9 protein-coding genes and 1 pseudogene are annotated in these 12,992 nt (G+C 73.2%); 3 read left to right on the top strand and 7 right to left on the bottom strand.

Going from position 1 to position 12,992, the window contains the following annotated elements:
* Positions 1-133 precede the first annotated feature (133 nt).
* From AC069R_RS02045 to AC069R_RS02025, 5 genes are all read right to left on the bottom strand, one after another.
* Positions 134-2,353, bottom strand: coding sequence for an NADP-dependent isocitrate dehydrogenase (locus AC069R_RS02045; protein WP_478763711.1), 2,220 nt, complete (start codon positions 2,351-2,353; stop codon positions 134-136).
* Between the two features lie 120 nt (positions 2,354-2,473).
* On the bottom strand, positions 2,474-2,875 hold the full coding sequence (locus AC069R_RS02040; protein ID WP_478763709.1) for a DUF4186 domain-containing protein: 402 nt from the start codon (positions 2,873-2,875) through the stop codon (positions 2,474-2,476).
* Between the two features lie 223 nt (positions 2,876-3,098).
* Positions 3,099-4,196 (bottom strand): mechanosensitive ion channel family protein, encoded by a 1,098-nt coding sequence (locus AC069R_RS02035; protein WP_478763708.1) that lies wholly within the window; start codon positions 4,194-4,196, stop codon positions 3,099-3,101.
* A 189-nt stretch (positions 4,197-4,385) separates the two neighbouring features.
* Positions 4,386-5,897: an amino acid permease gene (locus tag AC069R_RS02030; RefSeq protein WP_478763707.1), complete on the bottom strand. Its 1,512-nt coding sequence runs from the start codon at positions 5,895-5,897 to the stop codon at positions 4,386-4,388.
* A gap of 38 nt (positions 5,898-5,935) precedes the next feature.
* Positions 5,936-7,000 (bottom strand): hypothetical protein, encoded by a 1,065-nt coding sequence (locus AC069R_RS02025; protein WP_478763706.1) that lies wholly within the window; start codon positions 6,998-7,000, stop codon positions 5,936-5,938.
* A gap of 475 nt (positions 7,001-7,475) precedes the next feature.
* On the opposite strand from AC069R_RS02025, the gene AC069R_RS02020 reads away from it, so the two are divergent.
* From AC069R_RS02020 to AC069R_RS02010, 3 genes are all read left to right on the top strand, one after another.
* Positions 7,476-8,906 carry an FGGY family carbohydrate kinase gene (locus AC069R_RS02020; protein WP_478764204.1) on the top strand — a complete coding sequence of 477 codons (1,431 nt, stop codon included), beginning with the start codon at positions 7,476-7,478 and terminating at the stop codon, positions 8,904-8,906.
* A 71-nt stretch (positions 8,907-8,977) separates the two neighbouring features.
* On the top strand, positions 8,978-10,639 hold the full coding sequence (locus tag AC069R_RS02015) for an FAD-dependent oxidoreductase (protein ID WP_478763704.1): 1,662 nt from the start codon (positions 8,978-8,980) through the stop codon (positions 10,637-10,639).
* Positions 10,636-12,018: an NAD(P)/FAD-dependent oxidoreductase gene (locus AC069R_RS02010; RefSeq protein WP_478763703.1), complete on the top strand. Its 1,383-nt coding sequence runs from the start codon at positions 10,636-10,638 to the stop codon at positions 12,016-12,018. Before AC069R_RS02015 ends, AC069R_RS02010 begins: the two co-directional genes overlap by 4 nt.
* 29 nt (positions 12,019-12,047) lie before the next feature.
* Here AC069R_RS02010 and AC069R_RS02005 read toward each other — a convergent pair whose 3' ends face one another.
* Both AC069R_RS02005 and AC069R_RS02000 read right to left on the bottom strand, forming a co-directional pair.
* A complete protein-coding gene (locus AC069R_RS02005) occupies positions 12,048-12,353 on the bottom strand; it encodes a helix-turn-helix domain-containing protein (RefSeq protein ID WP_478763702.1) in 306 nt (101 codons plus the stop codon).
* Positions 12,354-12,456: 103 nt separating this feature from the next.
* Positions 12,457-12,711, bottom strand: a pseudogene (locus tag AC069R_RS02000) (transposase); the annotation flags it as partial.
* Positions 12,712-12,992 lie beyond the last annotated feature (281 nt).

The following is a 12,992-nucleotide window of genomic DNA, read 5'->3' as shown; positions in this document are numbered from 1 at the left end:
GCAACAACAAAAGGCACACCCCAACCTTTTGCCACGCTCCCCCCCCCTCCCCCCCGCCCCCCGGAAGAGAACACCCCCCCCCCCCCCCACCCCTCCCCCCTCCCCCCCCCCCCCGGTGCGACGTGGGCCGGGATCAGCTGAGCGAGGCCAGCGCCGCGTTCCAGGTCGCCGACGGGCGCATCACCGCGTCCGCCTTCTCCTGGTCGACGCGGTAGTAGCCGCCCAGGTCGACCGGCTTGCCCTGGACGCCGTTCAGCTCGGCCACGATCTTCTCCTCGTCGGCCGCGAGGGACTCGGCGAGCGGCGCGAACGCCTTGGCCAGGTCGGCGTCGTCGGTCTGCTTGGCCAGCTCCTGCGCCCAGTACAGGGACAGGTAGAAGTGGCTGCCGCGGTTGTCGATGCCGCCGAGACGACGGGTCGGGGACTTGTCCTCGTTGAGGAAGGTCGCCGTGGCGCGGTCCAGGGCGTCGGCCAGGACCTTGGCGCGGGTGTTGCCGGTGGCCGCCGCGTACTGCTCAAGGGAGGGCACGAGCGCGAAGAACTCGCCGAGAGAGTCCCAGCGCAGGTAGTTCTCCTTGACCAGCTGCTGGACGTGCTTGGGCGCCGAGCCGCCGGCGCCGGTCTCGAACAGGCCGCCGCCCGCCATCAGCGGGACGACCGACAGCATCTTGGCGCTGGTGCCCAGCTCCAGGATCGGGAACAGGTCGGTCAGGTAGTCGCGCAGCACGTTGCCGGTGACCGAGATGGTGTTCTCGCCGCGGCGGATGCGCTCCACCGACAGCTTGGTGGCCTCGACCGGGGACAGGATCCGGATGTCCAGGCCCTCGGTGTCGTGCTCCGGCAGGTACTGCTTGACCTTGGCGATCAGCTGCGCGTCGTGGGCGCGGTTCTCGTCCAGCCAGAACACGGCCGGGTCGCCGGTGGCGCGGGCGCGGGTGACGGCCAGCTTGACCCAGTCGCGGATCGGGGCGTCCTTGGTCTGGCAGGCGCGGAAGATGTCGCCCCGCGCCACGGCCTGCTCCAGGACCACGTTGCCGGCCGGGTCGACCAGGCGGACGGTGCCGTCGGCCGGGATCTCGAAGGTCTTGTCGTGGGAGCCGTACTCCTCGGCCTTCTGCGCCATGAGGCCGACGTTCGGCACCGAGCCCATGGTGGCGGGGTCGAAGGCGCCGTTCGCGCGGCAGTCCTCGATCACGGCCTGGTAGACGCCGGAGTAGCTGTGGTCCGGCAGCACCGCGAGGGTGTCGTGCTCCTGGCCGTCCGGGCCCCACATGTGGCCGGAGGTGCGGATCATCGCCGGCATGGAGGCGTCCACGATGACGTCCGAGGGGACGTGCAGGTTGGTGATGCCCTTGTCGGAGTCGACCATGGCCAGCGCCGGGCCCTCGGCCAGCTCAGCGTCGAAGGACGCCTTGATCTCGGCGCCCTCGGGCAGGTTCTCCAGGCCCTTGTAGATGCCGCCCAGGCCGTCGTTCGGGGAGAGACCGGCCGCCTTCAGCGTCTCGCCGTACTTCGCGAACGTCTTCGGGAAGAAGGCGCGCACCACGTGACCGAAGATGATCGGGTCGGAGACCTTCATCATCGTGGCCTTCAGGTGCACGGAGAACAGCACGCCCTCCTGCTTGGCGCGGGCGACCTGCGCGGCGAGGAACTCGTTGAGGGCGGCGGCGCGCAGCACGGCGGCGTCCACGACCTCACCGGCGACGACCTTCAGCGGCGCGCGCAGCTCGGTGGTGGTGCCGTCGGCGCCGACCAGCTCGAAGCGCAGGGTGGTGTCCTCGGCGATCACCGTGGACTTCTCGGTGCCGGCGAAGTCGTTCTCGCTCATGGTCGCCACGTTGGTCTTGGACTCGGGAGTCCAGGCGCCCATGCGGTGCGGGTGGGTCTTGGCGTAGTTCTTCACCGAGGCCGGGGCGCGGCGGTCGGAGTTGCCCTCGCGCAGGACCGGGTTGACCGCGGAGCCCTTGATCTTGTCGTAACGGGCGCGGATCTCGCGCTCCTCGTCCGACTTCGGGTCGTCCGGGTAGTCCGGCAGCGCGTAGCCCTTGCCCTGCAACTCGGCGATGGCGGCCTTGAGCTGCGGGATGGACGCCGAGATGTTCGGCAGCTTGATGATGTTCGCCGAGGGGGTCTTGGCCAGCTCGCCCAGCTCGGTCAGCGCGTCCGCGATGCGCTGGTCCTCGTTCAGGTACTCCGGGAAAACGGCGATGATGCGCCCGGCCAGCGAGATGTCGCGGGTCTGCACGGGCACACCGGCCTGCGAGGCATACGCCTGGACCACTGGCAGGAACGAATGCGTCGCCAGGGCCGGGGCCTCGTCTGTGTACGTGTAGATGATGGTCGAGTCAGTCACCGGGTGCTCCGCTCCACGTCTGCAACATTGCTCGACATCAAGATATCTCGTGCCGGGGGCGGACTCGACAGGGGTGGTGTTCCGGGACCGCTGTTTTCCGCCGCCCGGCCGCCCGCCCGGTCAGTCACTTCCGCTCGCCTCCCCGGCCTCGCGGGCGAGCTCGCGCTCGATCCAGCGGCAGATCACGTCCACCACGTACACGTGCTCGGCCCTGCTGAGCTGCCGTCCCTTGGGGATGCCGTGCCAGCGCAGCAGACAGCTCCGGCAGCAGGTGGCGGTCGCGTGCTGCGCCACGAAGACGGGATGCCCCCGGTACGGCGTCTGCTTCCCGTCCTTGTACGGCGCGGCCGGCGCGAGCCGCTTTCCGATCAGGTCGTACGCGTGCCACCTCAGGGTGGCCGGCCCCTTCTCCCCGGCAATGACCCGCTCCCGCCCCCGCAGCCGGAACCGCGCCCGGAACGGCTGCCGGGCGAGGGCGTCGAGACGCTGATCAAGGGCATGGGGGTCGGGCGAAACGGTCATCTCGGTACGAGGATACGACTGCCCCGTTCCCTCTGGAGTACCGCTTCGTCGGCCCCCCGGAGTACCGCTTCACGGGGGCGGCGCCGTCCGCCGTCCCGCGGCACACCGGCAGGTCAGCGGCGCGCGGGAGCCGGGGCGGCGGCCGTCCTCGCGGAGGTCCGGTCCAGCGGCCGGCCCGCTCGGCCGCCGCACCGGGTCCGGCATCCGCTTCCGGTGACCGCGATCACTCCGCCCCCTGCTCGGACGCCCGCCGCGCCGCGTCCCCCGCGTTCCGCTGCTGGGGAATCGTGAAGGTGCCCTGCTGGAGGGCGACGGTGCGGACCGGGGAGGGGATGTGGATGTTCTCCCGCTGGTAGCGGCGGTGCAGGCGTTTGATGAACTCGTGTTTGATCCGGTACTGGTCGCTGAACTCGCCGATGCCGAGGATCACCGTGAAGCCGATGCGGGAGTCGCCGAAGGTGTGGAAGCGGATCGCGGGCTCGTGGTCCGGCAGCGCGCCCGGCACCTCGCGCATCACTTCCGTGACCACCTCGGCGGTCACCCGCTCCACCTTCTCCAGGTCGGCGTCGTAGCTCACCCCCACCTGCACCGGCACCGTGAGCCGCTGCTCGGGCCGCGTGTAGTTGGTCATGTTGGCCTTGGCGAGCTGGCCGTTGGGGATCACCACCAGGTTGTTGGACAGCTGGCGGATCGTCGTCTGGCGCCAGTTGATGTCGACGACGTACCCCTCCTCACCGCTGCTCAGCTGGATGTAGTCGCCCGGCTGGACGGTCTTGGAGGCCAGGATGTGGATGCCGGCGAAGAGGTTGGCGAGGGTGTCCTGGAGCGCGAGGGCCACCGCGAGACCGCCCACGCCCAGCGCGGTGAGCAGCGGCGCTATGGAGATCCCGAGGGTCTGGAGCACCACCAGGAAGCCGATGGCCAGCACCAGCACCCGTGTGATGTTGACGAAGATCGTCGCCGAGCCCGCCACGCCCGAGCGGGACTGCGTGACCGTGCGCACCAGCCCGGCGATCACCCGCGCCGCGGACAGCGTGGCCACGAGGATCAGCCACACCTCCAGCACCTGGTCGGTGTGGTGCCGCACGGCCTTGGTGAGGGGCAGCACGAGCGCCGCGGCGGCCACACCGCTCGCGATCAGCGCCCACGGCACGATCGAGCGCAGCGCGTCCACGATGACGTCGTCGCCGCTCCAGCGGGTCCGCTTGGCGTGCTTGGCCAGCCAGCGCAGCAGCGAACGGGAGAGGAACGCGGCCACCAGGCCCGCCGCCACCGCGATGCCGGCGATCACGGCGTCGTCGAGGGTCAGCGCGCGGTTCACCGGTCACCTCCGGTAGCGGGGGGTCGTACGGCGGGCCGTATGAGAGGTCTCGTCACGTTGTCACCTGCTCGATGTGCGGGATGTGCGAACGTGCCGGTCCCGGAACTCCGGTGACCGGCACGAGCGTTCATCCTGCCGCATCCGGAACGCGCCCTGCCACCGGGCCCGCTGGAGCCCGCGGCGCCCCGATCAGATGATGCCCTCGGCGAGTTCGGCCTGGTCGCGGTCGCTGCCGTAGGCCGCCGTCGGGGTGCCGTACGAGCGGCGGGCCACATACCACCACACGCTGGCGAGGAGCAGGACGACGGCCAGGGCCACGGCCGCGTAGTTCATCGTGCCGACGGTGACCGGCGAGGACTGCGGCAGACAGAACAGGACCGTGACGCACGCCACCCAGACCACCGCGACCCAGCCGACCGGCCTGCTCCACCGGCCCAGGTGCCACGGCCCGCGGCGGAACCGGTCGCCCGCCCGCAGCCGCAGCAGCACCGGGATGGCGTACGCGGGGGTGATGCCGATGACGTTGATGGCGGTCACCGCGTTGTACGCCGTCGCCGAGTACAGCGACGGCAGCGCGAGCACCCCGGCGACCCCCACCGACAGCCATACGGCGGCCACCGGGGTCTGCGTGCGGGCGCTGACCGTGCGCCACAGCCGGGAACCGGGCAGCGCGCCGTCCCGGCTGAACGCGAACACCATCCGGCTGGCCGCGGCGACCTCGGCGTTCCCGCAGAACAGCTGGGCCACGATCACCACCAGCAGCAGCGCCTTCGCGCCGCCGGTGCCGAGACCGTCGAGCAGGATCTGCGCGGGCGGCACCCCGGTGGCCGTGGTGCGCGTGGCGTCGTAGTCCTGGATCGCGAAGGTGAGCCCGGCCAGCAGCGCGAAACCGGCCAGCCAGGACACCCAGATGGCCCGCACGATGCCCTTGGCCGCGGACACCGAGGCGCGCGAGGTCTCCTCCGAGAGATGGGCGGAGGCGTCGTAGCCGGAGAAGGTGTACTGGGCGAGCAGCAGGCCGATCGCGGCCGCGTAGAGCGGGTTCGACCAGCCGGTGTCGTTGACGAACGTGGTGAACACGAAGGACGGCGACCGGTGGTGGTCGGGCACGATCGCGAGCGCGCCGACGATCAGCGCGACCCCCGCCAGGTGCCACCAGACGCTGACCGAGTTGAGCAGGCTGACGACGCGGACACCGAACAGGTTCAGCACCGCGTGCAGCAGCAGGATGGCGCAGAAGATCAGCATCGTCTTGCCCGGCGTCGGCGCGAAGCCCCACTGGAGATTGGCGAACGCGCCGGTGAACAGGGCGGCGCCGTAGTCGATTCCGGCGATCGCGCCGAGCAGCCCCAGCAGGTTCAGCCAGCCCGTGTACCAGCCCCAGCGGCGGCCGCCGAGCCGGTCGGCCATGTAGTACAGGGCGCCCGAGGTCGGATAGGCGCTGGTGACCTCGGCGAGCGCGAGCCCGACGCACAGCACGAACAGGCCGACGCCCGCCCAGCCCCACAGCATCACGGCGGGCCCGCCGGTGTTCAGGCCGAACCCGTACAGGGTCATACAGCCGGACAGGATCGAGATCACCGAGAAGCTGATCGCGAAGTTGCCGAACCCGCCCATGCGGCGGGCGAGTACGGGACGGTAGCCGAGCTCGCGCAGGCGCCGTTCCTCGTCCTGCTGGGGCAGCTCTGGGGAGGGGGACATGGGGGACCTCCGGAAGGTGGGGGGCCAGGGGCGCGGCGTCAGGGGCAGGGGTGGGTTCCGGTGCGGGGTACGGCGCAGACGTCGGCGCAGGTCTCGGTCCGGGTGCCGGTGCCCTCGGCCAGGGCGCGGCAGTGGTCGCGGGCCCGTGTGAACACGTCCACCGCACGACCGCCGTCCTGGACGCGGTACACCCAGGGCAGCGGACTGAAGTACGGGCCGATTGCCTCGAACACCCGCTCAGCGCATGGGAATTGGCGGGCTGCCCACAGGGCGTGCGCCAGGTGGTTGAGGTCCGGCTGCGCGCGCCGGACCGGTGGCGCGTGCTCGAACCAGGAGTGCAGCGCGGAGCTCGCCTCGCCGACGGCGGTGTCCGTGGTCCAGTGCGTGTCGGGGCGGCGCGCGCGGCGGTGGCGCTCGACGCGCACGTAGAGGGGGAGGAGGTGCAGGGCCGAGCCGAGCGGGGCCCGCGCCGCGGCCCAGCGGGCGTAACCGGCCGCGTCCGCCCACCGGTTGGAGTCGTCGTCGGCCCGCGTACGACCGTCCACCCCGCCCCGCGCGTACAGGAACTGGAGCATCCGGTGATGCGCCTCGCGGTTGAACGGGTCGCGCTCGGCGGCCTCGGCCAGCAGCCCCCAGGGGCCCGGCACGAGGTGCGGCTCGGGTGCGTCGGCCCGGTGCTCCGCCCAGCGCTGTCCGGGATCCAGCTGGGCCAGCGCGAGCAGGCAGATCCAGGGCACCGGATCGTGCGGGGCGAGCCGGGTGGCGGTGTCGGCGGCGTCCCACGCCTCGATCCACAACTCGTGCGCGCGCAAATGCCGTTCGCGGCGCGCCCGTAACGCCCGCTCCACGCCGACCCGCGCCCGCATCACCGCCGCGTGGGTGCTGTCCGGTTCCTCCGCGAGCCAGGCGCGCACCACGTCGCTGCCCGCGGCCGCCGCCGCGAGGATCTGGGTGCGCTGGGTCCACCGCCACCACTCGGTGGTCTCCGCGAGCAGGGTGCGCATGGCCACCCAGCGTCCCGTGCGCAGCTCCTGGAGCACCGCGCGCAGGGCGTGGTCGGATCCCGCGGGGTCGTAGGAGGGTCTCGCTCCGTCGCGTGCCATCAGCCGGAGCCCCGGAGCCGGTGACACGCGGACGAGGCGGCGGAGTGAGGTGGCAACAGCCCTCCCCTGGGCGGTGCGTGGTGGTCGGCGGACACTATAGGGGTGGTGGTTGCGCCCCACCATTATTGCCAACTCAATTAGCCATTCCGGAGAGTTGCAAGATCGACGCTCCGCGGGGTTGGAGGATCATCGCTCCGCGGGGTCGGAGGATCACCGCTCCGCGGGGTTGAAAGATCATCGGTCTGCCTCGGGTCGGCTTGACGCCGGATGCGGGCGGCGGCAGGCTGACGCGGTGATCTCTGGTGCGGGCGCGGGAGCATGCGGGAGGCGCGGATGACGGGGCCGGTGTGGCGACAGGGCCCCGTGTGGTGACCGGGCCCGGTGCGGCGGCTGGGGCGCCCGTGGTGACAGGGCCCGATGCGGCGACAGGGGCACCCGTGGTGACAGGGCCCGATGCGGTGGCGGGGTCGGCGTGGTGACAGGGCCGGTGCTCGCCGTCGATCAGGGCACCTCCGGCACCAAGGCCCTCGTGGTCTGCCCGGAGCGGGGCGTTCTCGGCACCGGGTACGCCGAGGTCCGCACCCGGCACCGGCCCGGCGGGCTGGTCGAGGTGGACCCGGACGCGCTGTACGACTCGGTGCTCACCGCCGGCCGCGGCGCCCTCGCCGAGGCCGGGGAGCGTGTCGTGGCCCTCGGCCTCGCCAACCAGGGCGAGACCGTCCTCGCCTGGGACCTGGCGACCGGCCGCCCGCTCACCGACGCCCTGGTCTGGCAGGACCGCCGCGGCGAGTCCGTCTGCGCCGAACTCGCCGCTTACACCGAGGAGTTGCGGCAGCTCACCGGTCTCCCGCTGGACCCGTACTTCGCCGCGCCCAAGATGGCCTGGATCCGCCGCCATCTGACCCGCGAGGGCGTCGTCACCACCTCGGACGCCTGGCTGGTGCACCGTCTCACCGGTGCCTTCGTCACCGACGCCGCCACCGCGGGCCGCACCCAGCTCCTCGACCTCGACCAGGTCCGTTGGTCCTCCCGCGCCCTCGACCTCTACGGCCTCACCGGCGAACGCCTCCCGGAGGTCACCGACGTCGCCCAACCGGTCGGAAGTACAAGGGAGTTCGGCTACGACATCCCGCTCACCGGTCTGATTGTGGACCAGCAGGCCGCGCTGCTCGCCCAGCGCGTCACCGCCCCCGGCGCCGCCAAGTGCACCTACGGCACTGGCGCCTTCCTGCTCGCCCACACCGGCGAACGCCCCCGGCGCGGCGGCTCCGGGCTGGTCAGCTGCGTGGCCTGGCGGCTGGGCGGGACGACCAGCTACTGCCTGGACGGCCAGGTCTACACGGCCGCCTCCGCGGTGCGCTGGCTCGCCGACCTCGGGGTGATCGGCTCCGCCGCCGATCTCGACCCGGTCGGCGGCGCCGTCCCCGACAGCGGCGGCGTCACCTTCGTACCCGCGCTCGCCGGACTCGCCGCCCCCTGGTGGCGCGGTGAGCTGCGCGGGTCTCTGACCGGGCTCGGCCTCGACACCACCGCCGGACATCTGGTGCGCGCCCTGTGCGAGGGCATCGCCGCCCAGGTCGCCGAACTCGCCGAAGCAGCCGCGGGCGACCTCGGCACCCCGCTCGGCACGCTGCGCGTCGACGGCGGCCTCACCCGCTCCGCGCTGCTCATGCAGACCCAGGCCGACCTGCTGCAACAGCCCGTCGAGGTGTCCGCGCTGCCCGACGCCACCGCGCTCGGCGCCGCCACCCTCGCCCGCCTCGGCGCGGACCCTGCTCTCGACGCCGCCGAGGCCCTGCCCGAGCGGCGCCCCGCCGCCGTGTACGAGCCCCGCATCCCCGCCGATCAGGCGGCCGAATGCCGCGCCCGCTTCCGCGCGGCCGTCGCCGCCCTGCCCGGCTCATGAGGGGCCCCGGCGAGGAACGGCAGCCGTCGGGTCCGCCGGACACCGGTCAAAGCCCTTCAGGGGCAAGGCAGATGGTCCAGGCCGGGGACCCGACCCCTGCATCCCCGGCCGCCACCGCCGAAGCCGCACTCCTGGCCGCCACCGCCGAGGCCGCATCCCTGGCCGTCACCGCCGAGGCCGCACGCCCGACCGGCACCACCAACGCCGTGTCCCCGACCGGCACCACCGAGGCCGCGCCCCCGACCGGCACCACCGAGGCCGCGCCCCCGACCGGCACCACCAACGCCGCGACCCCGACCGCGACCACCAAAGCCGCGCCCCCGACCGTCACCGCCGAAGGCCCGCTCCCCGACCGGTCGTACGACGTCGCGATCGTCGGCGCCGGAGTCGTCGGTTGTGCCATCGCCCGCCGACTCGCCCGCCATCCGCGCCTGAGCGTCGCCCTGATCGAGGCGCAGGACGACGTGGGCCAGGGCACCTCCAAGGCCAACACCGCGATCCTGCACACGGGGTTCGACGCCACCCGCGGCACCCTGGAGGCCCGGCTCGTGCGCGAGGGATATGCCCAACTCGCCCAGTACGCGTGCGAAACCGGCATCCCCGTCGAACCCGTCGGCGCGCTGCTCGTCGCCTGGGACGAGGAGCAACTCGCCGCCCTGCCCCGGCTCGCCGAGAAGGCGGCGGCCAACTTCTACGCTGGCGCACGTCCGTTGAGCCGGGCGGAGCTGTACGCCCGCGAGCCGCACCTCGGTCCCGGCGCGCTCGGCGCCCTGCACATCCCCGGCGAGAGCATCATCTGCCCCTGGTCCACCACCCTCGCCTACGCCACCCAGGCCGTCCGCGCCGGAGTCGACCTGCACCTGAACACCACCGTCGAGCGGGCGTCTTGGGACGATGGCCACCGCCTGCACACCTCCCGCGGCCCCCTGCGCGCCCGCTACCTCGTCAACGCGGCCGGACTGGGCGCCGACACCCTCGACCACCGCCTCGGATACGACGACTTCGATGTCACCCCGCGCCGCGGCCAGCTCCTGGTGTTCGACAAGCTCGCCCGTCCGCTGGTCCGGCACATCCTGCTGCCCGTACCGACCGCGCTCGGCAAGGGAGTTCTGGTCGCGCCCACCGTGTACGGCAACGTACTGCTCGGCCCCACCGCCGAGGACCTGGACGACAAACGGGCCACCGGCACCACCGCCGAGGGCATCGCCCTGCTGCGGGAACGGGGCCGCCGGATCCTGCCCGAGCTGGTCGAGGAGGAAGTCACCGCCGCCTACGCCGGGTTGCGCGCGGCCACCGGGCAGGAGGACTACCGGATCGCCGTGCACCCCGAGCGGTCGTACGTCACCGTCGGCGGCATCCGCTCCACCGGCCTGACCGCTTCGCTCGCCATCGCCGGGCACGTCACCGGACTGCTCACCGGCACGGGCCTCGACCCCGGCCCGGAACGCGACCTCGAACCGGTGCGCATGCCCAACCTCGGCGAGGCGTTCCCGCGCCCCCACCAGGACCCGGAACTGATCGCCGCCGACCCGGCCTACGGCACCCTCGTCTGCCACTGCGAGCGGGTCTCCCTCGGCGAGATCCGCGACGCCCTCGCCGGCCCGATCCCGCCCCGCGGTCCGGACGGCCTGCGCCGCCGCACACGGGCGCGGGCGGGCCGCTGCCAGGGGTTCTACTGCGGGGCGGCGGTACGGGAGTTGTTCGAGCGGCAGGGAAGGGGCGGGCGCGCATGACGGCGGTACGGCACATCGACGTCCTGGTGGTCGGTGCCGGGCCCGCGGGGCTCGCCGCGGCGGCCCGGCTCGCCGCCGCCGGAGCCGGACGGGTGGAGGTCCTGGAGCGGGAGGAACGCCCCGGCGGAGTGCCTCGGCACTGCGCCCACGGCGGATTCGGCACCTGGACCCGCCCGCTGACCGGCCCGCAGTACGCCCGCCTGCTCGCGGCGGCCACCGAGCGGTCCGGAGCGCTGATCCGGACCAGAACCACCGTGCTGGGCTGGCCCGTTGGAAACGGGACCCGAACTTCAGCGCTGGGTCCGCAGGTCGAAGGCGCGCCGGGAACCACCCTGCCCGACTCGCAAGTTGGCAGCGCGCCCGGCGCGAACGTGCTGCTGACCGTCGGGCCCGACGGCCCCGAGACGCTCGCGGCGCGGGCCGTCGTCCTCGCCACCGGGGCCCGCGAACGCCCCCGCGCGGCCCGCCTGGTGCCCGGCGCCCGGCCCGCCGGCGTCTACACCACCGGCGAACTCCAGCAGGCGGTCCACCTGTTCGGGCAGCACATCGGCACCCGCGCGGTGGTGGTCGGCGCGCAGGACGTGTCGTACGCGGCGGCCCGTACGGTCCGCACGGCCGGCGCCGAGGTCGTCGCCCTCGTCACCGAAGACCCCCGCGCCCGCACGAGCCGCGTCCGCGCGCGGTCGGCCCGGCTGGTCCAGGGCATTCCGCTGCTGACCGGCACCACCGTCACCGAACTCCTCGGCCACGGACGGCTGTCCGGCGTCCGCGTGCGCCACCGGGACGGCCGTACGACCGTACTGCCCTGCGACACCGTCGTCTTCACCGGCGACTTCGTCCCCGACCACGAACTCGCCCGGCGCGGCGCCCTCGACCTCGATCCGGGCACCCGAGGACCCGCCGTGCACACCGCCCTGCACACCTCGCGCCCCGGCGTCTTCGCCGCCGGAAGCCTCCTGCACGCCGTGGAACCCGCCGGCACCGCGGCCCGCGAGGGCGCCAGAGCGGCCGGTGCCGTCCTGGACCATCTGGCGGGCGCCCCCTGGCCGCGCCCCGGCATCCCGGTCACCGTCGCACCGCCACTGCGCTGGATCACCCCCAACCGCATCGACCCCGACCGCGTCGACCCAGAACGCGCCGACCCGCAACGCGCCGACCTGCAACGCGCCCGCCCGGCCGCGCCGCCCCCGCCCCACCTCCTGCGCACCGACGCGCCCCTCCCCCGCCCCGTCCTGTACGTCCATCAGGACGGCCGCCTGCTGCACCGCGCCCGCCTCGGCCCCGGCACCGCCCAGCCGCACCGCACCCTGAGGCTCGGCGTGTCCTGGCACGGCCGGGTGGACCCCGAGGGCGGTGAGGTGCGGGTGAGCGCGGGCTGAGCCGGGGGGCGTTGATGCTCCTATTGCTGTCAAGCGGCTTGGAGCCAGTCGCGGTAGGCGTGAGCGAGGTCGTCGGCTCTGCTGAGTCCTCGTTCCAGTCTGGAGATGGTGGTGGGCCGGACTCCGAAGTGCTGGGCGACTGCGGTCAGGGTGATGTTCTTGGCCCGCCGCAGGGGCCGCGGGTCGGCTGTGTCGGGGCTGGTGACCGTGGTGGTCAGACAGCGGAACGTCTCCCGGGCGATGGCCCGTTTCAGCAACCGGATGATCTCCTTCTTCGTCCGGCCGGCGGCGGTTTGCTGTGCGACGTATGCCCGGGTCCGGGCATCGCTGGACATGCGGACCAGGGCGATGCGGTAGAGGGCGGCGTTGGCGGCCCGGTCGCCAACGCCGGGACAGGCGATGACGGTTGGTTTTGCCGCTGGAGGCGGGGACCGGGGCGGCTCCGCAGAGGGCTGCGAAGGACGCTTCGGTCCGCATCCGCTCGGGATTGCCTCCTGCGGTGATCAGCAGCTGTGCCGCGGTGTCGGGACCGACACCGTGGGCCGCCCGCAGGCCCGGGTTGCGTGCGGTGACCTCGGCGTCCAGGGCCCGCGTCAGCGCATCGTGTTCGGCGGTGAGCTCTTTGACGCGGCGGGCGAGGCTCTTCAGCGCGGTGAGGACCGCGACGTGGGCGGCATCGCCGGCCGGCCGCAACCGGGCCAGGGCCTCGATCCGGTCGGTGCCCTTGAGCTGCCCGTATCGCGTGCGGATGGCCTCCGGGGCGGAGATGAGGACGTGGCCGATCTGGTTGAGCGCGGCGGTGCGGGCCTTGACCGCCGAGCGGGCGGCGTTGTGCAGGGCGCGTATCCCGATGACCGTGTCGTCCTTGGGGGAGCTGGAGGCTCGTCCGGACAGGGCGGCGCGGGCGGCGGCGTAGGCGGCGATCGGGTCGGACTTGCCGGTGCGGCGGCGCTCGGCTCTGTCGGGGCGGTTGA

The organism is Streptomyces sp. NPDC043952 (assembly GCF_056435325.1).
This window is presented reverse-complemented; position numbering and strand designations above follow the sequence as displayed.